Here is a 24,571-nt window from a genome sequence, read left to right as displayed (position 1 = left end):
TTTATCCTTTTATTAAATTTTCTAAACTTTTTGCACCGTCTATCACACTTTGCTCATCCCATGCTCTGCCGATTAATTGAGCCGAGATATTTAAACCGTCTTTATCGCTTCCTACAGGCACGGAGATCGCAGGAAGTCCTGATAAATTTACACTTATAGTATAAATATCACTTAGATACGCCGTTAACGGGTCTTTCATAGCACCAAATTTTGGCGCTGTGGTTGGAGAAACCGGCATGAAAACAAGATCGGCTTCGCTTAAAATTTTCTCGTATTGTGCTTTGATATGCGCTCTTGCTTTTTGTGCTTTAATATAGTAAGCGTCATAGTATCCGCTACTTAAAACAAATGTTCCTAGTAAAATTCTTCTTTTTACCTCATCGCCAAAACCTTCGCTTCTTGAGTTCAGATATAGCTCTTTTAAATTTTTAGCTTCAGCACGTCTGCCGTATCTAACTCCGTCATATCTGCTTAAATTTGCACTAGCTTCGGCGGTTGCGATGATATAGTAGGTCGCAACGTCATATTTTGAGTCTTCTAAATTTCTATAGATGATATTGTGCCCATTGGCTTTTAGCTTATCAACCGCACTTAAAAGCGCATTTTTGGTCTCCTCGCTTGCGTTATTTACATAGTTTTCTATAACACATATCGTAAGCTTTCTATCGCCGTTTATCTTATCGGCAACACTTTTAAACTCAACATTTGCGCTCGTGCTATCGCGCTCATCATGACCGGCTATGATATCGTATAAGATAGCCGCATCTTCTACATTTTGGGTTATAGGTCCGATCTGATCAAGTGAGCTTGAGTAAGCGCCAAGTCCGTATCTGCTAACTCTTCCGTAAGTTGGCTTAAAACCCACGCATCCACAAAATGCAGCGGGTTGACGTATACTGCCTCCTGTATCACTTCCAAGTGCAGCGATAGCGATACCGCCTGCAACCGCAGCTGCCGAACCACCGCTACTTCCGCCAGGAACGTGAGCATGGTTTAACGGGTTTAACGTATGTCCGTAAAAGCTACTTTCGGTCGTATTACCCATAGCAAATTCGTCCATATTTGCTCTACCAAACGGGGAAAGATTTGCCGCCAACATCTTTTCTATGACGGTAGCATTATAAGGTGCGACGTAACCTTGTAAAATTTTAGAACCACTCGTTACTGCCCAGCCATTAACTTGAATGTTATCTTTTATCGCTATCGGAATTCCTTCGCCAAGCTTTGAAATAGGCGAATTTATAAGCTGCTCGACATAGGCGCCAAGCTCTTTTTTGGCTAAAATTTCAGCCTCAAGCTCGGCACGTAAATTTTTTATCTCCTCGCTTGAAAGCTTTAAAGCTTCTTTTAAAGTTATCATCTATTTTCCTTAAATTTATTTACTAAAACTATACCGGCCGCAGTAAAAACACAAACGATCGCGACCGTTATCACAACGGTTGAAAAGGCAACAGGCTCAGCAAACACCGTTTAATACCTCCGCACATCTTGGGCATGTATCACCATCTTTTTGAGCGCTAAATTTCCAACATCTTGGACATTTGTGAGCTTTGCTTAGGGTTATTTTAAATTTCTCATCGCCAACTTCAAATTCACCCAAAGAGTCGGCATCATCAAATTTTTCAACCGCGCTTACCATGTAAATATCAGCTATCTCGTTCGCATCATAGCCTAAGATCTTATCTGAAGTTGTTTGCATGATAAGTTCTAGTGTTGATTTTATCTTTTTATCTTTTTTAAGCACGTCGATCATCTCAAATAATTTCTCTCTACTTGCAAAAAGAAGTTCGTCTTCAAAGCTAAATTCTATCTCAAGAGGCGAGTATATTAGATCAAACGCATCGATCGCACCGTTTTTAACGATATCGGGCGCATACTCCATAACCTCATCAACCGTGTATGTAAGTGTTGGGGCTATAAGTGGCAAAAGAGAGCGAGTTATAAGAGCCATCGCACTTTGTGCACTCTTGCGTCTTGCGCCGTCTTTAGCGTCACAGTAAAGGCGGTCTTTGCAAACATCAAGATAAATTCCGCTTAGATCCGCAGATAAGAAATTTAAAAGTATATTAAATCCTTTTGAGAAATCATACGCCGCAAAACATCTACTAGCATCATCAAATGCACGTTTTGCACGTCCTAATATCCATTTATCAAGTAGTCCAAATTCTGTGCTAATCTCATCTAGATCACTAACGTTTGCAAGTAAAAATCTTATAGTATTTCTTATCTTTCTGTATTGTTCGCTTACTTGTTTTAGGATGTTATCACTGATCTTAAGGTCGCTTGAGTAGTCACTTAAACCAACCCAAAGACGTAAAATTTCAACACCGTAAGTTTTGGCTACATCTTGCGGAGCTACGACGTTGCCTTTACTTTTACTCATCTTTTGACCGTTTTCATCAACGGTAAAGCCGTGAGTTAAAACACTCTTATAAGGTGCATGAGAATTTACCGCAGTACTTACCAAAAGAGAGCTTTGAAACCAACCTCTATGTTGGTCAGAACCTTCCAAATACATACTTGCAGGATATGCTCCCGCATCGTAATGACGACTGTTTAATACCGCTCTCCACGTAGAACCACTATCAAACCAAACATCAAGTATGTCCATTACTTTTTCTAATTTATCAGCTTCGTATTTGCTTGTTTTTGGTAAAAGTTCTGAAATTTCAAGATCCCACCAAGCATCAGCTCCCTTTTGCTCAAATATATTTGCTATATTTTCCAAAATATCCGCGTCAAATATCGGCTCTTTTGTATCTTTATGCCTAAAAAACGCTATCGGCACACCCCAGTCGCGCTGACGAGAGATACACCAATCCGGGCGATTTTCCACCATTGAGCCTATTCTTTTTACGCCAACGGCAGGATAAAATTTCACATTTTCAAGCTGAGCACGTGCCACTTCACGAAGTGTTTTGCCGTCAAGCTTAGGCTCATCCATGGTTACAAACCACTGCTTTGTTGCACGGTAGATAACCGGCTTGTGTGTCCTCCAGCAATGTGGATAAGAGTGTATAAATTTAGAACAGTGAAGCAAGCTATTTCCTAAGATGGTTATGATCTTTTCGTTTGCTTTAAAGATATGAACCCCTACAAACTCATCTACCACGTCAGCTCTAAAAAGCCCTTTAGCACGCAATGTCTCGTCATAAAGTCCGCCGTCATCAACAGGCATAATAACCTCTGTTATGCCGTTTTTAAGACTTACGTAATAGTCATCCTCGCCGTGTCCTGGAGCCGTATGAACAAGACCGGTTCCGCCGTCCATCAAAACATGCTCTCCAAGTAAAAACTGCGACTTACGGTCATTTAAAGGGTTTATAGCATATAAGCCCTCGATATCATTTGAAACAAATTCTTTTAGAATTTCACCTTTTGTTATACCTAGTTTTACTACGCTCTCAAGCAAAGGTTTTGCAAAGATTAAATTTTCACTTGTAAGGACATAAATTTCATCAGGCTTTAAGCTTATAGCTTGATTTGCAGGAAGCGTCCAAGGGGTTGTCGTCCAAATTACAGCTTTTGCCTCTTTTACACCAAGCTTTTCTAATGCGTCCTTATCAAGAGCAAATGCCACATATATCGAGTAGTCTTCCTTGTCCTCATATTCGACTTCTGCCTCCGCAAGAGCCGACTTAGCCGCCCAGCTCCAGTAAACAGGCTTGCTTCTTTCACATAAAAGCCCTCGTTTTGCTATATCGCAAAGCGCTCGGTATATGTCGGCTTCAAATTCAAATTTCATCGTTAGGTAAGGATTTTCAAAGTCACCGATAACACCAAGTGACTTAAATTCTTCGCGCTGAATGTCTATAAATTCACGCGCATGAGCACGGCAATGCTCTCTTATCTGGCTTTTACTCATGCTTTTTTTCTTCTCGCCAAGCTTAACTTCAACTTGTTGTTCTATAGGCAGACCATGGCAGTCCCAGCCTGGAACATAACGTATATCTTCGCCGAAGAAATAATGAGTTTTAGTAATAATATCTTTTAAAATTTTATTTAACGCGTGTCCGATATGTAGGTGTCCGTTCGCATACGGAGGTCCATCGTGTATGGCAAAACTTTGAGTTGCGTTTTGTCTATTTTTTTTCATTTTTTCGTAGATTTTGCGCTCATTATGCCATGAGGCTAATCTTTTTGGCTCGTTTTCCGGCAAATTGCCGCGCATAGGAAATTGCGTAAAAGGGAGTAATAGGGTGTCTTTGTAGTCCATTGATTTACCTTAGTGATAATTAAAATTTGCTAATTTTAGCTAAAAATGGGTTAAATCGCACTGAAAACAGCTAGTTTTTACATGGCCAAAGAGATAAAAAATGCTATAATTAAACCAAAAAGGAGTTAATATGAAGGATGCTATTTTAATAATTGGCGATGATTTACGCATAAACAACGAATTTTTAAGTTATATTTTTTCAAGCTATGAGGAGCACTTTGGCGAACTTGTCGAGCTAAATTTTAGCCCCAAAAACAATAAAGAATTACCGTTTTTAATAGAAAATTTATCAAAGCGATATGAGCTTTTAAGCATATTTGGCTCAGATGACTCATTTGCTACGGTTGCTAAAATTTTAGCTACTTTAAGCGAAGATACACTTGAACTAAAAGACGCCAATACCCTTGTTCCAAAAAATGTTTTAAATTTTAAGAACAATAGTTTTGTCATAAATTTAAACAACGCAAAAATCAACCTCATAAAAGCAAATCCAACTGAAAAAATAGGCGAATTTTTACTAAAAAATGATCGAAGTTTTAGCTACTTCAACCTCTTTGACATAGATGCCGAAAGTGCAAAAATTTTACTAGAGCCACTTGCTAAGACTTACGAGATCAAGATCAACCTCACACAAAGCACGCAAAGTATGGTTTTAATCAGAGCCGAGGCAAATAAATTCGGTCAATTAGAGGGCTTTATGCAAGGAACAAGAACTCTATTTTCACAAAAGATAATCGAAGAAAGAGATCCTGTTAAATTTATCGCACAAAAACTTATAAAAACAGGTAAAAAGATCACCTTTGCCGAGTCATGCACGGCAGGTTTAACCGTCGCTAGACTAGCAAAATTTGGGGGAATTTCAGCAATACTTGACGGCTCGTTAGTAACTTACGCAAACGAGATAAAACACAGCTGGCTTGGTGTAAATAACGAAATTTTAAATACCTACGGAGCCGTTAGCGAACAGTGTGTAAGAGCCATGTTAAGCGGTGCTTTAAATTCGGCAAATTCAGACTTTGCACTTGCTATAAGCGGTATCGCGGGACCTGATGGCGGAAGCGAGCAAAAGCCGGTTGGAACAGTCTTTGTAGGCGCAATGTCTAGCGATAAAAATATCGTCGTAGAAAGGCTACTTCTAAACGGAAATAGAAGCTACATAAGAGAGCAAAGCGCGCTTGGAGCGTATGCTTGCTTGCTAAGACTAAAGCCTGAAATTTTCTTTAGTTAAATCTATAAAAAGAGGCTAAATTTTTAGCACTCTTGTGCCATTTTGATAAACTCAAGCATTAAATTTGAAGGCTTTTTATCCTCTTTATAGGCTAATATAAGGGTCTTGTTAAGACTTGGCTCGTTAATGTCAAACAAGGTTATCTTGTCTTTTTTATCTTCTTTGATAAACTCAGGTATCGTAAAGCATACTCCAACACCTGAAGCGACGATAGAATTTGCTATGTCAAATGTTTCTGTTTCACAAAGAATTTCAGGCTTAATGTTTGCTCTTTTAAAAATTTCATCAAACAAAATTCTACTTCGTTGATTTTGTTTAGGAAGTATAAATTTCTCATCCTTAACGTCTTTTAATGAAATTTTTGGATTTTTTTGACCTTTGTGTTTTTGAGACAACGGATGTAGGATCGGTAGAGCTAAAAACATCTCTTGCGTTTTGATAATCTCATATTTTAACCCCTCTGTATCGATAGGAAGTATAAGCATACCAAGGTCTATCTCGTCATCTATCAACATTTTTCGAATTTTTAAAGTCGAAAAAACTTGTAAAATTTTAATGCTAGCTTTATTAAATTTCTTACAAAATTTAGGCAAAACATCCGGCGTCATAATATATCCGTTTTGAGAAAATCCTATACGAATTTTACCGCTTTTAGCTCCACCCATCTCTGATAATTCCAAATTTAAATCATTTAAAATATCAAAAACAAGTCTTGCCTTTTGACAGTAAATCTCTCCCGCGTGAGTTAAAGAGACGGGGTTAGTCGTGCGGTTAAAAAGAGGCATTCCTATCTCTTTTTCTAAATTTAATATACTTTGCGAGAGCGAGGGCTGTGGCACTTTTAGTTCATTTGCCGCTTTTGTGAAACTTTTTAGTTCTGCTGTTTTTAAAACCAATTCCATCTGCCTCAAATTCATATCTGGCTCCTATTTTGATAATTTTAATCTTATGAAATTATATATAAAATAATATTTGACTTATATTAATTTTTCAGTTACCATTCTGAAATTAATTTCTTAAACTAAATTAATCAATTAAGAAAAATAAAAGTCTTTATCAAAATGGGCTTAAAAATGTCAGAACAAGCGTGTGGTTTTACCATTATTAAAAATTTCAAAGTTCAAAGGATTATCAATGAGTGAACAAAAATTTACCAGAAGAGATTTTCTTCAATCCGCCTGTATTAGCGTCGGAGCTTTAGCTGCTAGCGGTAGCGGTGTAAGTGCGCTAGCTGCCGACAATAAAAAAGACAGCGGCAACAAAGATGGCCTGCCAAGCGTTGACGTTTTGGTTATCGGCTCAGGTGGAGCAGGACTTAGAGCTGCTGTTGCGGTTAGAAAAAAGTATCCAAACTTAAGCGTAGTGGTTGTAAACAAAGGTATGCCTTCCAGAAACGCGACATGTATGGCTGAGGGCGGTATAAACGGCGTTATCGACTTTGAACACGGTGATAGCCACGAGCTTCACGCGTATGACACAGTAAAGGGTAGCGACTTTTTGGGCGATCAAGACGCTATCATCAAATTTGTTGAAAAAGCAACAGAGGCTATCCATGAGCTAGACTACGCTGGCATGCCATTTAACAGACAAAAGAACAACACAGTAGCACGCCGTTTTGCTGGTGGTGCAAAATATGAGCGCTGTAACTACGCAGCCGATAAAACAGGCTCAATCCTTATGCACACCTGTCTTGATGAGGCTATCACAAGAGGTGTTAAATTTCTACTAGATCACTACCTGCTTGATGTTGCTATGGATGGCGATAAGTGCGAAGGTGCTGTGCTTTTAGATATGCAAACAGGTGATGTTACTCCTGTGCTTGCAAAAGCCGTAGTTTTAGCAACTGGCGGATATACAAGGGTTTTCTTTAACCGCACAAGCACTCCATTTAACGCATCAGGTGATGGTATCGCAGCAGCTTTGCGTGCTGGTTTAGCGTTTAAAGATCCAGAGATGCTTCAATTTCACCCAACAGGTATAAGAACTGGTGGTGCACTTATTACTGAAGCGGCACGCGGTCTAGGTGGAAAGCTTATAAACAACAAAGGCGAGCGTTTCATGAGTAAATACTCAAAACGTATGGAGCTTGCACCTCGTGATATCGTTGCTCGTTCTATCGAGACAGAAATCAGACTTGGTAACGCATTTGGCGAGGGTATGAGCTCATATGTACTACTTGACCTTACTCACCTAAGCGAAGAGCAGATCATGAACGAACTACCACAAATCCGCCACGTTGGACTACTATTTGACGGTATGGACTTAGTAAAAGAGCCTATCCCTATCCGCCCGACAGCCCACTACTCTATGGGTGGTATAGAAATAGCTAAATTTGATGATATGAGCACTCATCTTCCTGGTCTATTTGCCGCTGGTGAGACATCATGTGCCTCTATACATGGTGCAAACCGCCTAGGTGGTAACAGCCTAACTGATACAACAGTAACAGGTAAACTAGCAGGCGAGGGAGCTGGTGAGTATGCTTCAAAACAAACTGGCTTTGGTTCAGGTAAACACGCTCACGAACTAGCTCAAAAATGGCAAGCTAAATTTAAAGAGATAACAAGTGGTGGCACATCAAATGAGATGTATGACCTAAGAGAAGAATTTGGCAAACAAAACTGGGATAACATGGGAATTTATAGAACCGGCGACAAGCTAGAAGCACACGCAAAAAGCCTAGAAGAGTTCCAAGCAAAATACGACGCACTAAAAATTCCAAATCCAAACATGACTTACAACACAGCGCTCATTGACTACCTTGAGTTTGGTAACCTTATCATGCTAGCTCGTTGTGCATGTCTTGGCGCGCTTGAGCGCAAAGAGTGTCGTGGCGCTCACTTTAGAGAGGACTATCCAAAAAGAGATGACGTAAACTTCTTAAAACACAGCATCGTTACACTAAAAGATGGCAAACCGACACTTGCGTATAAAGACGTCGTTATCACTAAATATCCAGTCGAAGAGAGGAAATACTAATGAAAATAATCATCGAACGTTTTGACGGAAAGAAAAAATACGAATCAACTTATGAGCTTAGGATAGATGAAGTCAAAGGTCAAACTCTACTTAGCCTACTTCAATACATCAAACGCACACAAGATATCACTCTAAACTTCACTGCAGCTTGCCGTATGGCGATATGCGGTGCGTGTGCGGTGCGTGTAAACGGACACTCATACCTTGCCTGTGATACAAAGATGGAAGAGCTACTTGAAGAGTATGAAAACCCAGAAAGCATGAGAATTTCACCTCTAAATAACTTTAGAGTCATAACTGACCTAGTAGTTGACTGGGAGCCAAGTATCGAAAATTTACGTAAAGTAAAACCAACTATCACACCAAAATCAGAATTTAGTGAAAAAACAGGTTGTGTTCAGACGCAAGCAGACGTGGATGCTATCAAAAAGCAATGGGACTGCATCCTATGCGGATGTTGCGCATCTGAGTGTAACAAACTTGAAGCAGATGCGAGTGATTATATGCAGCCATTTGTATTTACACATGCTTATAGGGCTGCTGATGATTCAAGAAGTAAAGATCCTATGATACATCTAAAACCTGCTATAGCTAATGGACTATGGAACTGTGTTCACTGCCAAGAGTGTGTTGATAGATGTCCAAAAGGTATAAGCTCATTCGGAGATATAGAGTCACTTCGTGTTATGGCTATGAAAAAAGGACTAAATGAGGGAATGGGACCTGCTCACGCAGAGGCATTCTTACTTGATATGGTAGAGGGTGACGGTAGACTAAATGAGATCAAGCTAGCCCTTAGAAGTGAGGGAGTATTAGCAAATACTACTAAACTAGATATCGCTTATAACCTAATGAAAGCCGGCAAGATGAATCCTCTTCATATATTTGGCGGAGAGAAGATAGAAGGACACGCAGAGCTTGTTAAGATGGTAGAAGCAGCTAGAAAAGCAGAGAAAGAAGGAACTATAAAATGAGTAATAATAAAGAATTTGCATTTTTCCCGGGTTGCGTATTAAGCCAAGCCGCAAAAGAGTCAAAGATGTCACTTGAGGCTATAGCTCCAATACTTGGTATAACACTACATGAAATTCCAGGCTGGAGCTGCTGTGGTGCTAGCCAGGCTCAATGTGTTGATCCTATAGCTAGCTTAGTAGCTAATGCTAGAAACATAGCACTTGGTGAGAAGATGGGTATGCCAATACTAACAACATGCTCAACTTGTATGCTTACCCTTACAAAAGCTAAAAACACACTTGATAAGGGCGCTAAAGATCGTATAAACACCTTCCTGGCTGAAGGAAATATGAAATACGAAGGCAATACAGAGATAACTAGCCTTTTATGGGTGCTTTATCAAAACCTAGATACTTTAAAAGCAAAAGTTGTTAATCCTCTTTCAAATTTAAAAGTAGCTCTATTTTACGGCTGTCACTCTTTAAGACCAGAACGTGAGCTAACTAAAGAGAGCTCAACTAATCCAAAGAGCTTTGAAGCGGTAGTTGAAGCACTTGGTGCTACTATAGTTCCATTTGAAAAAAGACTTGATTGCTGTGGCTTTCATGCTAGCTATCCAGCAGGTAAATCAGTAAGAAAGATGTCAAGTCAAATAGTAGGTAATGCAGATAGTAACGGAGCGGATGTTGTAGTTACTCCTTGCCCGCTATGCCAAATGCAACTTGATATCTACCAAGAGAGGTATCAAGATGAAAACAACTCAAACATTAGAAAACCTATCATTCACCTATCTCAACTAGTAGGTCTTGCCCTTGGTCTATCTAATAAAGAGTTAGGACTTGATCTAAATATACAAGATGCTACTAGATTAGTAGGCTAAGTAAAAAGATCAAACAATCAATACTTAAGCAATCAGTATTGATTACCTATCTATTAAATAATTAATTAGGGAAGAAATTCCCTAATTGCTCCTAAAAATTAATTTACCAAACTATCTTGTAATATAGTTTCAAAGATTTACTGTTTAAATTTAAGCCATTGGTTTTTAAAACTATACTTTTCTTAAATTTTCATCAGTGGTTTTATACGCGTTTAAATTTAAGTCGTTGGTTTTTAAAAACGAAGAAAACTTATATATTTAATCACTGCAAGCTATCATATGTATTTATATTTAATTATTCTAGCCTATATATATGCTTAGTCACATAATCAATTAATCTAACAACTACAACACAATATACTAATGACACTAATGACACCGATAATGCCACTAATACTAGCAGCAATATCATAAACAATACTAATTAAATTTTAATCCCAGCAAGCTCTTGCATGATTGTTTCATGATGATTTTTAAGGTGGGATAGGCTAAAATTATATGAATTAATTCATGCCAAAAAAGGTTATAAAAATGAGAGGTTATAAAATTTTTTCAGGAACGGCCAATCCTGAGTTTTCTAAAAAAATAGCGCAATATCTTTCCCTGCCACTTAGCGAAGCAAGCATTAAGCGTTTTAGCGATGGCGAAATAAGTGTGCAAATCGGCGAAAGCGTAAGAGGAAAAGATGTGTTTGTCGTCCAACCGACCTGCGCCCCTGCAAATATAAATTTAATGGAACTTTTAATATTAACAGACGCTTTAAAAAGAAGTTCTGCTAGCTCGATCACTGCAGTTATCCCATACTTTGGCTATGCTAGACAAGATAGAAAAGCAGCTCCAAGAGTGCCTATCACCGCAAAACTTGTTGCAAACATGATGCAAGCAGCAGGCATAAACCGAGTAGTTACCATGGACTTACACGCCGGTCAAATTCAAGGCTTTTTTGATATACCGGTAGATAACCTTTATGGAAGCATTGTGTTTACCGACTATGTAAAATCAAAAAATTTACCAAATCCAATCGTAGCAAGCCCTGACGTAGGCGGTGTTGCACGCGCAAGAGCGCTGGCAAAAAATTTAGGTCTTGACATGGTTATCGTAGACAAACGTCGCGAAAAAGCAAACGAAAGCGAAGTTATGAATGTTATCGGTGATGTAAACAGCAAAGACGTAATACTAGTAGATGACATGATAGATACAGCAGGAACGATCGTAAAAGCAGCAAAAGTTTTTAAAGAAAAAGGTGCAACTAGTGTTATGGCGTTTTGTACTCATCCGGTGCTAAGTGGTGCCGCATATGAAAACCTTGGCAAAGGCTATCTTGATGAGCTAGTGGTGACTGATACAATACCTCTTAAAGAGGAGCTTCCTTGTATAAAAGTGCTAAGCGTAGCACCACTTTTTGGTGAAACCATAAGAAGAATTTATCACAACGAGAGCGTAAACTCACTATTTTAAATTTTATGAACGAGGCTAAAAAACAGCCTCGTTTTACTCCACAAAATTTAACTCATCAAGTAATTTTTGTAAACTCGCGCTAGCAAGACTATCAAACATAGCTTGCTGGGCACTTTTAAATTTTGGTGTTAAAAGACTTTGGATCTTACCTCCAAGCGGACAAGGTGGTGGTGAGTTTTTATGAATTTTAAATATATCCCTTTCGCCATCGTTTACCGCCATAAATATATCAAACAGTGAAATTTCACTTGGGCTTTTTGCTAGGTTTATGCCACCTACCCCGGCTCTGGTTATGACTAAATTTGAGCGTTTTAAAAGCGCTATGATATTTCTTATGATGACTGGATTTGCCCCCACCGTATCAGCCAAAAACTCGCTTGTATTTTTTTCATCTTTAAAATACTCACAGCTAAGTAAGATGTGAATAGCGATAGAAAATTTTTGTCCTATTTGCATTTAAATTCCCCATACCGAATATCTTTTAATCAAAATCTTACCATTTGCTGAGGTTACATACAACACGTATGCACACTTGCAAACGGTGTGATTTTAACTAAATTATACCCACTCTGTCTTGAATATTTATTTCAAGGTTACTTTTTAGATAAATTTGATATTTTATGAGCAAAAAGCTACGCGCCTAAAAATAGTACTAAACGAAATGAAGCCTATTTTTAGTGCCGTTAGGGCGTCGCGTCCGCTTTGAGTGAGTAAATATATCAAATTTAGCCGTCAAAGCTTTTAAATTTTACAACCAACTAGGCTTTACGTCCTCATTTATCACGCCATCACTCATAGTAAACTGCTCTAAGCTATCTTTTTTGGCTTGGATACAGATATATTTCATACCATTACTTCCTGTCTTAAAGCATCTTTTTCCAGCTGGGTCGATACGGATAGCATCGCCCTTTTTTACCTCTACCTCTTCGCCGTCTATAAACAGCACTCCGCCACCTTCAAGCACTAGATAAACCTCCTCATTTTGCTTATGCGAGTGAACAAATGGCACACTCACGTTTGCGCCAAATTCATTTATAGATAGCTCACAGCCGCTTAAATTTAGAGCCTCTTTTAGCTCAACTCTTGGCTCATTCTTGGTTGATACAATTTTGTAGTTTGACATTTTAACTCCTTACTTCCCAAGTATACTAAAGCGCTTTTGTATAAATTTTTCATTTTTTATCTCATCCACCATCGCTATCGCGTAGTCAGCGTAGCTTATCACGCTCTCGCCCTTCTCATTTAGCGTAAATTTCTCACCAGCCACGATATACTCACCAGTTCTTGGCATATCCACCTCAAACTCAGCCGCTGGAGATAGATAAGTCCACTTTACATCATCTCTCTTTCTAAGCTCGTCAAGCCCCTGCGCCATCGCATTTGCCGTTGGCTTATACTCAGCTGGAAACTCAGGCGTATCGATAAGTCTCACACTCAAAGCATCATCCACATACAAGCTACCAGCACCGCCAACCACCAAAAGGCGTGTATCAGTACCACTTAGCAGGTCAGCCACGTGCAAAAGACCGTCAGTATGCAGGTGTCTAGTCTCATCGCTCCACGTACCAAACGCAGTTATCACCGCGTCAAATCCAGCTAAATCAGCCTTTTCAAGGCTCATTATATCCTTATATATCACGCCTGCTTTGTCGTTTTTATACTCTTTATTTCTCACCACTGCAGTTACTGCGTATCCTTGGCGAAGCGCCTCATCTACTATCCTAGCTCCCGCTTGTCCATTTGCCCCTATAACAGCTACTTTTTTCATCTTTTTCTCCTTGAAATTTTTTGTTGTAATGATATTAGTTACAACTGATGAGCGAAGTATAACCACTTTTTGTTGTAATGTCAAGAGTTACAATAAAAATAATTTTATATCAGCTATTTTTAAGTATTTAACATGCATAATTTCGTAATATTTTTTTTGAAAGGGTAATAAATGAATAAAACACTTATATCAGCGATGCTTCTTTGCGCTACTTCAGCGTTTGCACACTTTGGCGTGGCTTTACCATCAAATTCTACGATAGATGATCAGTCAAATGCGACTCAAAAGATAGTTTATAAATTTAACCATCCTTTTGAAAATGAGATGATGGATATGCAAAAGCCAAAGGTGGCTGGGGTATTTACCGCTGGTAAAAAGCAAAATTTTACAAATTTGGTAGAGAAAAAAGAGGGCGAGTTGAGGTATCACGAAGCTACTTATGAGATAAAAGAGCCTGGAGTTTATCAGTTTTTCGTAGATCCTGCACCGTATTTTGAGCCTGCCGAGGATACATTTATAAGACACATAAGCAAAACCGTAGTAAACGCATACGGCTTTGGCGAGGGCTGGGACGAGCCTATAGGGTTAAAGGCTGAGATAGTGCCACTCACTAGGCCTTACGGACTATATAAGGGCAATATCTTTACCGGCGTAGTTATGTACAAGGGCGAACCGGCAAAAGGCGTGATAGTCGAGGTCGAGTACTACAACGACAAGGGCAAGGTCAAAGCACCAGGCGAGGACTTTATAACACAAGAAGTTAAGACAAACGAGAGAGGCGAGTTTAGCTTTGTTATGCCACTTGCTGGATGGTGGGGATTTGCCGCGCTTATAGAGGATGATGAGACTATCAAAAAGGATGGCAAAGAGTATCCGGTGGAGATCGGCGGAGTCATCTGGGTAGAGACCAAAGAGTATAAGTAATGCACATAGGCGAAGGGGTACTACTGCCCCAGATCATCATACCTGCAAACGTCGTAGCGGGTGCGCTTAGCGCATACCTAGTCTACAAACTAGAGGTTAAAGATATACCTAAAATAGCCTGTATGAGCGCGATATTTTTTATCGCCTCATTTATCCACGTACCGCTTGGGCCAACCTCCATACACCTTATCTTAAGCGGCTTAGTCGGCGCATTTTTGGGCATGAACGCTGTTCTTGCAGTGCTTATCGCGCTATTTTTACAAGCTCTATTTTTTGGATATGGTGGCATAAGCGTACTTGGGGTAAACCTGCTGGTTCTCGCGCTTCCTGCGATTTTAGGTAGGTATTTTTTGCATCTTTCATTTATGAAGTATCAAAAATTTTGCTGGTTTTTGGCGGGATTTGTGCCTATACTCGTCTCAGCCCTCACGCTTAGCGGTGTTTTGGTGCTAAATGGCAAGGAATTTGTAGCCGTCGCAGGTCTAGCACTAGCTTCAAACTTTGCCCTCATGGCTATCGAGGGCGTGATAAGTCTCTTTGGCATCGGCTTTATATATAAGGTAAATAAGGATCTGCTTAGATGAAATTTTGGCTAGTTTTTGTCCTTTTTTTAAATTTCGCAGACGCTCATGTGCTAAAGGTTTTTGCTAGACAAGATGGAAATTTTGTAGAGATAAAGAGCTACTTTAACGCGAGTTCGCCTTGCAAGGGATGTGAGGTTAGTATCATAGCGGATGGCAAGGTCATACAAAGTACAAAAACAGATGATAAAGGCATGGCTAGACTAGAAATAAAAGCGGATAAATTTGAAATTTTTGTCGATGGCTCACTAGCGCACGAAAAGCGCATAAATTTCGTAGCTGATATGTCAAACGTAGCAGCAGATGAGCCACAAGAGAGCGATTTTATACTTAAATTTATAAGCTCACTTGCTATCATTTTCGCAGTTTTTGGCGCACTTTATATCATAAAAAGGCGCAGATGAATTCATCTATAAAGATAGTATCTTTTAGTATATTTAGTATATTTGTCGCACTTTCAAGCACTATTTATGCAAGTTTTCTTTTGCCATTACTGCTTCTTTTTGCCCTAAATTTCAGCATCATTTTTGCCGTTATAAAGAGGGTTGTCTTTCTAAATTTATTTATCGTTTTTGTCGCACTTAGCGTCATGCTATCACAAAACTACGACTTAGCCCTACTTATCTTTATAAGGTCAAACCTCATCTTGCTTTTTGGCGGACTGCTCTTTTATGGCGCGAACTACTACGACATTGCAAGAGGCGTATCAGGGCTAAGACTTGGTGGAAAGGTAAGCTACTTGGTTTACTTTAGCATTAGATTTATCGAGATGCTAACGAGCGAGCTTTCAAGGATAAAAATGACGCTAAAAGCACGTGCCTTTGTGCGTAAAACCTCGCTTTTTACCTATGAAACATACGCGAACGTCGTTGCTATGCTATTTTTAAAGGCGTTTCACAGTGCAAATATGCTTGAAAAAGCGATGATAACGCGTGGCTTCGAGTGTAAATTTTATGAGCTTGACGGGGCAAAAAAGATAGGTTTTTATGATATTATACTGTTTGCTTCTGTTTTGGTGGCAGTGATTTTTAGAGTTGGAGTTTTGGTTTGAGCTGTTCGGTGACTATCAGAAATTTATCAGTTTGTGCGGATGAAAATTTACTATTTAGCGGAGTAAATTTAAACGTCTCACATAAAGAAAAGATAGCCATAATCGGCGCAAATGGCTCAGGCAAAACCACGCTTCTTGAGACTATCGCAGGGCTTAGAAACGCTAGTGGCGGTGTCATCGAGCTGTTTCACGAACCTATGTTAAATCTTGATAGCTTTAAAAAATATAGGGGCGAGATAGGCTATCTGTTTCAAGATAGCGACAATCAGTTCATCTACCCAAAAGTGCTTGAGGACGTGGCATTTAGCCTACTTTCAAGAGGTGTGGATAAAGATGAAGCGGTGGAGAAATCAAGGGAAATTTTGGAACATTTTGGTATCTGGCACCTAAAAGACAAGATAGTCTTTCACCTCTCAGGTGGCGAGAAAAAGCTTGTAGCACTTGCTGGAGTACTCATCTCAAAGCCTAAAATTTTACTACTTGATGAGCCGACAACCGCGCTTGACTTTAAGATGCAAACAAGACTGACGCAGATACTAAAAAGCCTTGACATAAGCCAAATCATCGTATCTCACGATAAAGAATTTGTGCGAAATGTCGCGGATAAAATCTACTATCTAAACGAAAACGGACTAAGCGAAGATAGGGCTGGGATTTTATGAAGCCAAGCGCTTTTAAAACCCTGCTTTTTATAGCAAAACAAAATTTTAAAAGGCTGTTTTTCACTTTTAGCTTAGTTCTAGCTGAAAATGGACTATTTCTAGTCTATCCTATACTTGCCGGTATCGCTATAAACGCGATAGTGGATGGCAACACCCTACTAGCACTCAGCTACTCGGCGATGGTATTTATCGGCTGGGGCTTGGGCGCTGTTAGACGCAGAGTGGATACGCAGGTCTTTACCAAAATTTACGCAGAACTAGCCGTAAGCGTCATCATGAGTGAAAAACGAGCCAAAAAAGATGAAAGCACTATCATTGCTAGAGCAAATTTATCACGTGAGTTTGTAGACTTTTTCGAGCAACACTTCCCTATGCTTTTTACCTCGGCTGTTTCGATATTTGGCTCAGCGATAATGCTTTTATTTATTGAGTTTTACGTGGGTTTGGCAGTTTGCGTTTTGCTTGTTATATTTGCTATTTTACTGCCAAAGTATATCGCCAAAAACGAAAGGCTTTATCTAAAGCTAAACAACCAACTTGAACGCGAAGCAAAACGCATAAATGCAGGCGATGAGTACATACTTACGCGTCACTACGGCATACTTTCACGCCTTCGTATTCGCATCTCAAACCGCGAAGCGATGAGCTTTTTTATCATCGGCGTAAGTGCGGCGATACTATTTAGCCTAGCTATATTTTTATTATCAAGCAACAACGCAAACGCAGGACATATCTACTCCGTGCTTACCTATCTTTGGACATTTGCGATTAGCCTTGATGACGCACCAAAGCTCATAGAAGAATTTAGCAAGCTAAAAGACATCGGCAAACGTGTAAGTATAGAGCTTGATGGCGATATAAAAGAATAGCTTTTGCCCTTTTATCACTTCTGGCATATCTGGTGTTCCTTGCGCTTCTGATATGCTAAATTTATCATCAATGATAAAAAATGACACCGCCGAAATACCCATTTTATAGGCTTTTTCTTCATCGTCGCTTATCTCTTGCTTGCATCTGTCTGAGTTTAGAATTTCTGGTGTTTGACTCTCGTTTAACCCGATTTGCTTAGCAATTTCAACCAAATTTACTTGCTCTGAAAGCAAAGAATTTTCGATAAAATACACCTTAAAAATAGCTTCACTAGCCACATCACTACATCCTTTTTTCTTGGGCGAATTTTTACAACCTGCGAACGTCAAAAATTAGTGATTTTGCACCTTTTCATAGTTTGTATCGATGTCCACTCTCTTAGCCGTATACTCTATACCGCATATCATCTCCATTGCCTCAGCCTTGTTTTTGCGGTATTTTCCAGATACGCTCTTTGCGCACTAATCCCCACAAACTGCTTCTATACTATTTTGCATTTAAAATTGCTCCACTTGCCAATATAGCAAAACGCACAGACAAAATCAAAATAAATTTCTATTTTTGCTATCTATCTATTTTATGATTAACTCTTAATTTATCGCTTTTTAATTGAAATTTAGGCAATATAAAAGCCAAAAAATTTAACATAAAGTAAAAATTTGTATGAAAAACATCAGAAATTTTAGCATCATAGCCCATATCGACCACGGTAAAAGCACGCTTGCAGACCGCCTTATCCAAGAGTGTGGAGCAGTAAGCGACCGCGAGATGACATCGCAGATCATGGATACTATGGATATAGAAAAAGAGCGCGGTATCACGATAAAAGCCCAAAGCGTAAGACTAGACTATAAGCTTAATGGAGAAAACTACGTATTTAACCTTATCGACACTCCCGGACACGTGGACTTTAGCTATGAAGTTAGTCGCTCCCTTGCCTCTTGTGAGGGTGCATTGCTTGTTGTTGATGCTAGCCAAGGCGTTGAAGCTCAAACGATAGCAAACGTTTACATCGCACTTGAAAACAACCTAGAAATCATCCCCGTAATCAACAAGATCGACCTCCCTGCAGCAGACCCGGAGCGCGTAAAAAACGAGATCGAACACATCATCGGACTTGACTGCTCAGGCGCTATCGAAGTTAGTGCAAAAAGCGGTATCGGCATAGACAAGCTACTTGAAGCTATATCTACAAGGATCCCTGCTCCTGTTTCAAATGAAAATTCCCCGACAAAGGCGCTGATTTATGATAGTTGGTTTGATAACTACCTTGGCGCACTTGCACTTGTTCGCGTATATGACGGTAAAATTTCAAAAAACGATGAAATTTTAGTCATGGGAACAGGTAAAAAACACATCGTATTAGACCTAATGTATCCAAACCCGATAGCTCCTATAAAAACTTCTGCCATAAATTCAGGCGAAGTAGGCGTAGTGGTTTTAGGTCTTAAAAATGTTAGTGATGTGCAAGTCGGAGATACCATAACCTCGGCAAAAACCCCTACAAAAGAGCCCATAGGCGGCTTTGAGAGGGCAAAACCTTTTGTGTTTGCAGGACTTTATCCGATAGAAACCGATAAATTTGAAGATCTGCGCGACGCGCTTGATAAGCTAAAGCTAAATGACAGCTCGATAAGCTACGAGCCTGAAACTTCTATCGCACTAGGATTTGGCTTTAGGGTGGGCTTTTTAGGCTTGCTTCACATGGAAGTCGTAAAAGAGCGCTTGGAGAGAGAGTTTAACCTAGACTTAATCGCAACCGCGCCAACCGTTACATACGAAGTAGTGCAAACAGACGGCGTCATAACACAAATTCAAAACCCAAGCCAACTTCCTGCCGTCAATAAAATCGAACACATAAAAGAGCCGTATGTCAAATCAACCATTATCACACCGACCGAATTTTTGGGTAATATCATCACGCTTCTAAATAACCGCCGTGGTATGCAAACCAAGATGGACTACATAACGCCAGAACGTGTTTTACTTGAGTATGATATACCGATGAACGAGATTGTTATGGACTTTTATGACAAGTTAAAATCGAGCACAAAAGGATATGCTAGCTTTGACTATGAGCCTAGCGATTATCGTATCGGAGATCTAGTAAAACTTGACATAAAAGTAGCCGGAGAGACAGTGGATGCTCTATCTATCATCGTACCTGAAAGCAAGGCGCAAACCAAGGGCAGAGACTTTGTAAAAGCCATGAAAGAGATAGTGCCTAGACAACTTTTTGAAGTAGCTATCCAAGCAAGTATCGGCAACAAAGTTATCGCACGCGAGACGGTAAAATCAATGGGTAAAAACGTAACGGCAAAATGTTACGGTGGCGATATAACACGTAAAAGAAAGCTGCTTGAGAAGCAAAAAGAGGGCAAGAAACGCATGAAAGCCATAGGAAAGGTAAATTTACCGCAAGAGGCGTTTTTGAGCGTTTTAAAGATAGACTAAACAAGATATACAACCTTAAGGAGATGTGATGTTTTGGTTTAAAAATTTATTTTTAGCTTTATTTGTAACGCTGTTTTTAAGCGGTTGCGGATATAAATTTTTTGGCACCGAGCACGGATACAAGATGGATGATGAGACTAAAACAGCATTTAACGAAGTCATGCGACTTAAGGTGGATTGTAGCGAATGTAGTCAAAATTTTCTTGCTAAAACCATAACCATAAACGGACGCGAATACACAAGCGATGTCGCGATAAAGTGTTGCTTGTCTAAAAATTTAATAGATACAGACATCGGACTTAAAAAAGTATATATCCACCGCATAACAGACGGCAGAGAGAGTGCAAAAGGGATAGAGTATACTAACAAATATGACCAAAAATGGCTTTATGACACAAGACCAAGCCTTGAAGCATTGTTTTATACCTTTTTAGAAGATGAGCTAAATTCCAGAGGAATTTTAGTAGTTGGTACACAAACATCGCCATATACATACAGACTTGATTTTGACTTTAGGAATTTCTGGGCGACTTATGACTACGACAGTAAAATTTTAAGCGGCAGATTAAGCGGAAATTTAGTCATTTCTAATATAAATTTTAAAAGAAATTTAGGAATTTCAACAAAGCAACAAGTCAAACGCCTAAATGCAAATCAAGCCAAAGACTTTGACTTCTTTGTTGCACTTTTAGTAAAACAAGCTGCGATCAAAGTAGCCGGTGAAATTTCAAAAATTTAAGGAGCTAAGATGAAGAATTTAAAGATATTATTTGCGGCCTTACTTGCCTTGCTGGCTTTTAGCGGATGTTCACCAACTCAAAGTGTGGTAAATTTAGAGCCTTACAACACCAAAGCCGCCTCCAAAACAAGCTATAAAGATGTCTATATCGCAAACATCCATGATAACCGCAAAAACAAAAGCGTAGTCGCTACGATAACAGACAGTAAAGGCAGCGTCAAAGAGTATGTCATGTTGCAAAACGACCTAGCAAGCTGGTTTAATGAGGCTCTAACGACAGAACTTAAGGCAAACGGCGCAAATGTAGGAAATTTAAGCGGAGTGGTCGCAGAAATTTATATAAACGAATTTAGCGCAAATATGAGTGGATTTGCCTCAGATAACACTCGTGGCAATATAAAAATTCTACTTAAAATCCAAAAAGGCGAAACAACCATAACAAAAAATATCTCAAACGAACAGACAAAATTTGAGCTTATACCGTCAGGAAACGCCTTTAAAACACTACTACGAGATATGATAAATGACGCCGTAAAAAGAGTTGCGATACAAATTTTAAACAGCTGATGTTTTGTCTTAACTGCGGCTCTTTTAGTATATTTACATTTTGCAAAATTTGCGAGTTTAGCTTAAAAGAGCCTACATTAGCACTTCGCGAAGTTGAAGGTTTTAAAATTTACAGCTTTTACGAATACTCTGCAATCAAAAATTTAATCCACTCAAAACATAAATTTCACGGAAGCTTCGTCTACAAAGCTCTTGCAAATTTAAGTTTTAAGAAATTTGCAAAAAATTTTACTCTAAATTTAAAAGCAAATGTCGTTGCTATAGACGATCATATCTTGCACGGCTACTCTCACACAGCCATACTTGCAAAAGCTATGTCAAGCAAAAATCTACGCCCGATATATCATGTTTTGCACGCTACGTCAAAAGTAACCTACTCCGGGAAAAGCACAAAATTTAGGCAAGATAATCCAAGAAATTTTAAAATTTTAAAGTCACCAAAATACCCTGTAATCCTGGTTGATGACATCATAACTACCGCAACAACGATGATAGAAGCCAAAAGCGCACTTGAAAAAGCCGGTTTTGAAGTGCTTTTCGGTCTAGTTTTAGCAGATGCAAGGTATTAATTATTTAGCAAGGTTTTATTAAATTTTAGATAAAATCTAGGAGTTAATTTTAAGGATAAAAATGGAAGATAATATTTTAAACATAAACCAAGAGATTGAGGCTGTAGATATCGAGGATTCGATAAAGGCGAGTTATCTTGATTACTCCATGAGTGTTATCATCGGTCGTGCTTTGCCTGACGCAAGAGACGGACTAAAGCCGGTTCATAGAAGAATTTTATACGCAATGAACGACCTTGGCGTAGGCTCAAGAAGTCCGTATAAAAAGTCTGCTCGTATCGTGGGTGACGTCATCGGTAAATATCACCCGCACGGTGATACCGCAGTTTACGACGCACTTGTAAGGATGGCACAAAGCTTTTCTATGAGATATCCTACCGTTGACGGGCAAGGTAACTTTGGCTCAGTTGACGGCGATAGCGCAGCTGCGATGCGTTATACCGAAGCTAGGATGACTATCTTGGCAGAAGAGCTTTTGCGCGATATAGACAAGGATACAGTTGACTTTATCCCAAACTACGACGATAGCACAAGCGAACCTGACGTTCTTCCTAGCCGTGTGCCAAACCTACTTCTAAACGGCTCAAGCGGTATTGCCGTCGGTATGGCTACAAATATACCGCCACACAGTCTTGATGAGCTCGTGGATGGTCTTTTGTTGCTTCTTGATAACAAAAATGCCTCACTTGAAGAGATAATGCAACACATAAAAGGCCCTGATTTCCCGACAGGTGGTATCATCTTTGGCAAAAAAGGCATTATTGAAGCCTACCGCACAGGACGCGGTCGTGTTAAACTTCGCGCAAAAACTCATATAGAAAAGAAGCAAAACAAAGACATTATCATTATAGACGAGCTACCTTATCAAACCAATAAAGCGCGTCTTATCGAGCAGATCGCCGACTTAGTAAAAGAAAAGCAGATCGAAGGCATTAGCGAAGTTCGTGATGAATCAGACAGAGAGGGTATCCGCGTAGTTATCGAGCTAAAACGTGATGCGATGAGCGATATTGTATTAAATAACCTCTTTAAATCGACCACGATGGAAAGCACCTTTGGCGTGATAATGCTTGCTATCGATAACAAAGAGCCAAAAATTTTCTCTCTAAGAGAGCTTTTAAATTTATTCTTAAATCACCGAAAAACAGTAATAATTAGAAAAACAATTTTTGACCTAGAAAAGGCAAAAGCAAGAGCGCATATCTTAGAAGGTCTAAAAATCGCCCTTGACAATATAGACGAGGTCATATCTTTAATCAGAAACAGCGCCGACACAAGCGTGGCTCGCGAAGGACTTATGTCAAAATTCGGACTTAGTGAACTTCAATCAAATGCCATACTTGACATGCGTTTAAGCAAGCTAACCGGACTTGAGCGTGAGAAGCTAGATAATGAGTTAAAAGAGCTAATGGCTGAGATCGCAAGACTTGATGAAATTCTAAAAAGCGAGGTTTTACTTGAGAATTTAATACGCGAAGAGCTAATCGAAATTCGCTCCAAATTTAAAGTCCCTCGTATAACAGAGATCGTTGATGACTATGACGATATCGATATAGAGGATTTGATACCAAACGAAAATATGGTCGTAACCATCACTCACCGTGGATATATCAAACGCGTGCCAAGTAAACAATACGAAAAGCAAAAACGCGGCGGTAAAGGCAAAGTAGCAGTCACAACATATGATGACGACTTCATAGAAAGCTTCTTTACGAGCAACACGCATGATACGCTTATGTTTATAACAGACCGCGGACAGCTTTACTGGCTAAAAGTTTACAAGATCCCTGAAGGAAGTCGCACGGCAAAAGGCAAAGCGGTTGTAAATTTAATACAGCTTCAAGCCGAAGAAAAGATAAAAGCGATCATCCCCACAACCGACTTTGCGGAGAATAAATCTCTTGCATTCTTTACCAAAAACGGTATAGTAAAACGCACAAATTTAAGCGAGTTTAAAAACATCCGCTCTATCGGCGTAAGAGCTATAAGTCTTGATGACAACGATGAGTTAGTAACGGCACTTATAGTAGAAAACGATGATGATTTCGTGCCAGAACAAGAGATAACAAATGACGCAGAGCAAGTTATAGAACCCGAAATTTTAAATGACGAAAACACTGATGAAAACCTAGAGAGTGATGATTTAAGCGGTGAAAAAATGCTATTTATCGTCACCAAAAAAGGTATGTGCCTTAAATTTAATGTAAGCAAAGTTCGCCAAATGGGAAGAACCGCAAGAGGTGTAACAGGAATTAAATTTAAAGAGCTAAACGACGAGGTCGTAGGTGCAGCAGTTATAGAAAACAACGAACAAGAAATCTTAAGCATATCTCAAAAAGGTATAGGCAAGCGAACCACTGCAGAAGAGTACCGCCTAACAAACCGTGGCGGCAAAGGCGTTATCTGCATGAAGCTCACAAACCGCACAGGAGATCTCATCGGCGTTGTAATGGTTGATGACGAAGCTGACTTGATGGCGCTTACATCAAGTGGCAAGATGATACGCGTAGATATGCAAAGTATACGTAAAGCGGGACGCAACACAAGTGGTGTCATCGTCGTAAATGTCGATGGAGACGATGTTGTAAGTATAGCAAAATGTCCAAAAACCGAAAGTGAAGACGACATAGAAGAGTCTGAAGACGAAGGTCTTTTGGAATAAAATTTGCTT

23 protein-coding genes are annotated in these 24,571 nt (G+C 39.4%); 16 read left to right on the top strand and 7 right to left on the bottom strand.

Annotation, left to right across the window (positions count from 1 at the left end; genetic code table 11):
• Position 1: 1 nt before the first annotated feature.
• Complete coding sequence (gene gatA, locus CCAL_RS02025; protein WP_170016172.1) at positions 2 to 1,360, bottom strand: Asp-tRNA(Asn)/Glu-tRNA(Gln) amidotransferase subunit GatA; 1,359 nt, start codon at positions 1,358 to 1,360, stop codon at positions 2 to 4.
• Positions 1,361 to 1,456: 96 nt separating this feature from the next.
• Complete coding sequence (ileS, locus tag CCAL_RS02020) at positions 1,457 to 4,216, bottom strand: isoleucine--tRNA ligase (protein WP_170016170.1); 2,760 nt, start codon at positions 4,214 to 4,216, stop codon at positions 1,457 to 1,459.
• A 130-nt stretch (positions 4,217 to 4,346) separates the two neighbouring features.
• On the opposite strand from ileS, the gene CCAL_RS02015 reads away from it, so the two are divergent.
• A complete protein-coding gene (locus CCAL_RS02015; RefSeq protein ID WP_169999846.1) occupies positions 4,347 to 5,444 on the top strand; it encodes a CinA family protein in 1,098 nt (365 codons plus the stop codon).
• Positions 5,445 to 5,467: 23 nt separating this feature from the next.
• On the opposite strand, the gene CCAL_RS02010 is transcribed toward CCAL_RS02015, so the two are convergent.
• A complete protein-coding gene (locus tag CCAL_RS02010) occupies positions 5,468 to 6,361 on the bottom strand; it encodes a LysR family transcriptional regulator (RefSeq protein ID WP_170016168.1) in 894 nt (297 codons plus the stop codon).
• Between the two features lie 217 nt (positions 6,362 to 6,578).
• On the opposite strand from CCAL_RS02010, the gene sdhA reads away from it, so the two are divergent.
• From sdhA to CCAL_RS01990, 4 genes are all read left to right on the top strand, one after another.
• On the top strand, positions 6,579 to 8,423 hold the full coding sequence (sdhA, locus tag CCAL_RS02005) for an 8-methylmenaquinol:fumarate reductase flavoprotein subunit (RefSeq protein WP_170016166.1): 1,845 nt from the start codon (positions 6,579 to 6,581) through the stop codon (positions 8,421 to 8,423).
• Positions 8,423 to 9,397 (top strand): 8-methylmenaquinol:fumarate reductase iron-sulfur subunit, encoded by a 975-nt coding sequence (gene sdhB, locus CCAL_RS02000; protein ID WP_172285035.1) that lies wholly within the window; start codon positions 8,423 to 8,425, stop codon positions 9,395 to 9,397. Before sdhA ends, sdhB begins: the two co-directional genes overlap by 1 nt.
• Positions 9,394 to 10,257 carry an 8-methylmenaquinol:fumarate reductase membrane anchor subunit gene (gene sdhE, locus CCAL_RS01995; RefSeq protein ID WP_169938891.1) on the top strand — a complete coding sequence of 288 codons (864 nt, stop codon included), beginning with the start codon at positions 9,394 to 9,396 and terminating at the stop codon, positions 10,255 to 10,257. Before sdhB ends, sdhE begins: the two co-directional genes overlap by 4 nt.
• Positions 10,258 to 10,788: 531 nt before the next feature.
• The gene (locus CCAL_RS01990; protein ID WP_170017216.1) at positions 10,789 to 11,715 is read left to right on the top strand and encodes a ribose-phosphate pyrophosphokinase; all 927 of its coding nucleotides are present in this window, start codon (positions 10,789 to 10,791) and stop codon (positions 11,713 to 11,715) included.
• 33 nt (positions 11,716 to 11,748) lie between these two features.
• Here the strand turns inward: CCAL_RS01990 and CCAL_RS01985 are convergent, their stop codons facing one another.
• The 3 genes from CCAL_RS01985 to CCAL_RS01975 form a co-directional block, all read right to left on the bottom strand.
• Complete coding sequence (locus tag CCAL_RS01985; protein WP_170017218.1) at positions 11,749 to 12,171, bottom strand: Rrf2 family transcriptional regulator; 423 nt, start codon at positions 12,169 to 12,171, stop codon at positions 11,749 to 11,751.
• 292 nt (positions 12,172 to 12,463) lie between these two features.
• Positions 12,464 to 12,838, bottom strand: a complete 375-nt coding sequence (locus tag CCAL_RS01980; protein WP_169938753.1) for a cupin domain-containing protein — start codon at positions 12,836 to 12,838, stop codon at positions 12,464 to 12,466.
• A gap of 9 nt (positions 12,839 to 12,847) precedes the next feature.
• Positions 12,848 to 13,483, bottom strand: a complete 636-nt coding sequence (locus CCAL_RS01975; RefSeq protein ID WP_170017220.1) for an NAD(P)-dependent oxidoreductase — start codon at positions 13,481 to 13,483, stop codon at positions 12,848 to 12,850.
• A 171-nt stretch (positions 13,484 to 13,654) separates the two neighbouring features.
• Here CCAL_RS01975 and CCAL_RS01970 point away from each other — a divergent pair, with 171 nt between their 5' ends.
• The 6 genes from CCAL_RS01970 to CCAL_RS01945 are packed head-to-tail and all read left to right on the top strand — an operon-like array spanning position 13,655 to position 17,570.
• Positions 13,655 to 14,407 (top strand): DUF4198 domain-containing protein, encoded by a 753-nt coding sequence (locus CCAL_RS01970; protein ID WP_172285034.1) that lies wholly within the window; start codon positions 13,655 to 13,657, stop codon positions 14,405 to 14,407.
• The gene (cbiM, locus tag CCAL_RS01965) at positions 14,407 to 14,991 is read left to right on the top strand and encodes a cobalt transporter CbiM (RefSeq protein WP_170017224.1); all 585 of its coding nucleotides are present in this window, start codon (positions 14,407 to 14,409) and stop codon (positions 14,989 to 14,991) included. The genes CCAL_RS01970 and cbiM overlap by 1 nt, the downstream gene beginning before the upstream one ends.
• A complete protein-coding gene (locus CCAL_RS01960; protein WP_170017226.1) occupies positions 14,988 to 15,392 on the top strand; it encodes a hypothetical protein in 405 nt (134 codons plus the stop codon). Before cbiM ends, CCAL_RS01960 begins: the two co-directional genes overlap by 4 nt.
• Positions 15,389 to 16,039 carry an energy-coupling factor transporter transmembrane component T gene (locus tag CCAL_RS01955; protein ID WP_170017228.1) on the top strand — a complete coding sequence of 217 codons (651 nt, stop codon included), beginning with the start codon at positions 15,389 to 15,391 and terminating at the stop codon, positions 16,037 to 16,039. The genes CCAL_RS01960 and CCAL_RS01955 overlap by 4 nt, the downstream gene beginning before the upstream one ends.
• On the top strand, positions 16,036 to 16,701 hold the full coding sequence (locus CCAL_RS01950) for an energy-coupling factor ABC transporter ATP-binding protein (RefSeq protein WP_170017230.1): 666 nt from the start codon (positions 16,036 to 16,038) through the stop codon (positions 16,699 to 16,701). Before CCAL_RS01955 ends, CCAL_RS01950 begins: the two co-directional genes overlap by 4 nt.
• Positions 16,698 to 17,570 (top strand): ABC transporter six-transmembrane domain-containing protein, encoded by an 873-nt coding sequence (locus tag CCAL_RS01945; protein ID WP_170017232.1) that lies wholly within the window; start codon positions 16,698 to 16,700, stop codon positions 17,568 to 17,570. Before CCAL_RS01950 ends, CCAL_RS01945 begins: the two co-directional genes overlap by 4 nt.
• On the opposite strand, the gene CCAL_RS01940 is transcribed toward CCAL_RS01945, so the two are convergent.
• Entirely contained in the window at positions 17,514 to 17,849 is a 336-nt protein-coding gene (locus tag CCAL_RS01940; RefSeq protein WP_170017234.1) for a DsbA family oxidoreductase, read from the bottom strand. The genes CCAL_RS01945 and CCAL_RS01940 overlap by 57 nt on opposite strands.
• A 379-nt stretch (positions 17,850 to 18,228) precedes the next feature.
• Between CCAL_RS01940 and lepA the strand changes: the two genes are divergently transcribed.
• The 5 genes from lepA to gyrA all read left to right on the top strand — a co-directional run bounded on the left by lepA (position 18,229) and on the right by gyrA (position 24,562).
• Positions 18,229 to 20,025, top strand: coding sequence for a translation elongation factor 4 (gene lepA, locus CCAL_RS01935; protein ID WP_169938794.1), 1,797 nt, complete (start codon positions 18,229 to 18,231; stop codon positions 20,023 to 20,025).
• Between the two features lie 28 nt (positions 20,026 to 20,053).
• Positions 20,054 to 20,764: a hypothetical protein gene (locus tag CCAL_RS01930; protein WP_170017236.1), complete on the top strand. Its 711-nt coding sequence runs from the start codon at positions 20,054 to 20,056 to the stop codon at positions 20,762 to 20,764.
• A 9-nt stretch (positions 20,765 to 20,773) separates the two neighbouring features.
• The gene (locus tag CCAL_RS01925) at positions 20,774 to 21,331 is read left to right on the top strand and encodes a YajG family lipoprotein (protein ID WP_170017238.1); all 558 of its coding nucleotides are present in this window, start codon (positions 20,774 to 20,776) and stop codon (positions 21,329 to 21,331) included.
• Complete coding sequence (locus tag CCAL_RS01920) at positions 21,331 to 21,900, top strand: ComF family protein (RefSeq protein WP_170017240.1); 570 nt, start codon at positions 21,331 to 21,333, stop codon at positions 21,898 to 21,900. The genes CCAL_RS01925 and CCAL_RS01920 overlap by 1 nt, the downstream gene beginning before the upstream one ends.
• 61 nt (positions 21,901 to 21,961) lie before the next feature.
• Positions 21,962 to 24,562 (top strand): DNA gyrase subunit A, encoded by a 2,601-nt coding sequence (gene gyrA, locus CCAL_RS01915; RefSeq protein WP_170000552.1) that lies wholly within the window; start codon positions 21,962 to 21,964, stop codon positions 24,560 to 24,562.
• The last annotated feature ends 9 nt before the right edge of the window (positions 24,563 to 24,571 follow it).

This window comes from Campylobacter sp. RM6914 (assembly GCF_004803835.1).
In the GTDB taxonomy this organism is placed as follows: domain Bacteria; phylum Campylobacterota; class Campylobacteria; order Campylobacterales; family Campylobacteraceae; genus Campylobacter_A; species Campylobacter_A californiensis.
The sequence above is the reverse complement of the archived record's forward strand: the minus strand, read 5'-3'. Positions and strand labels throughout refer to the sequence as shown.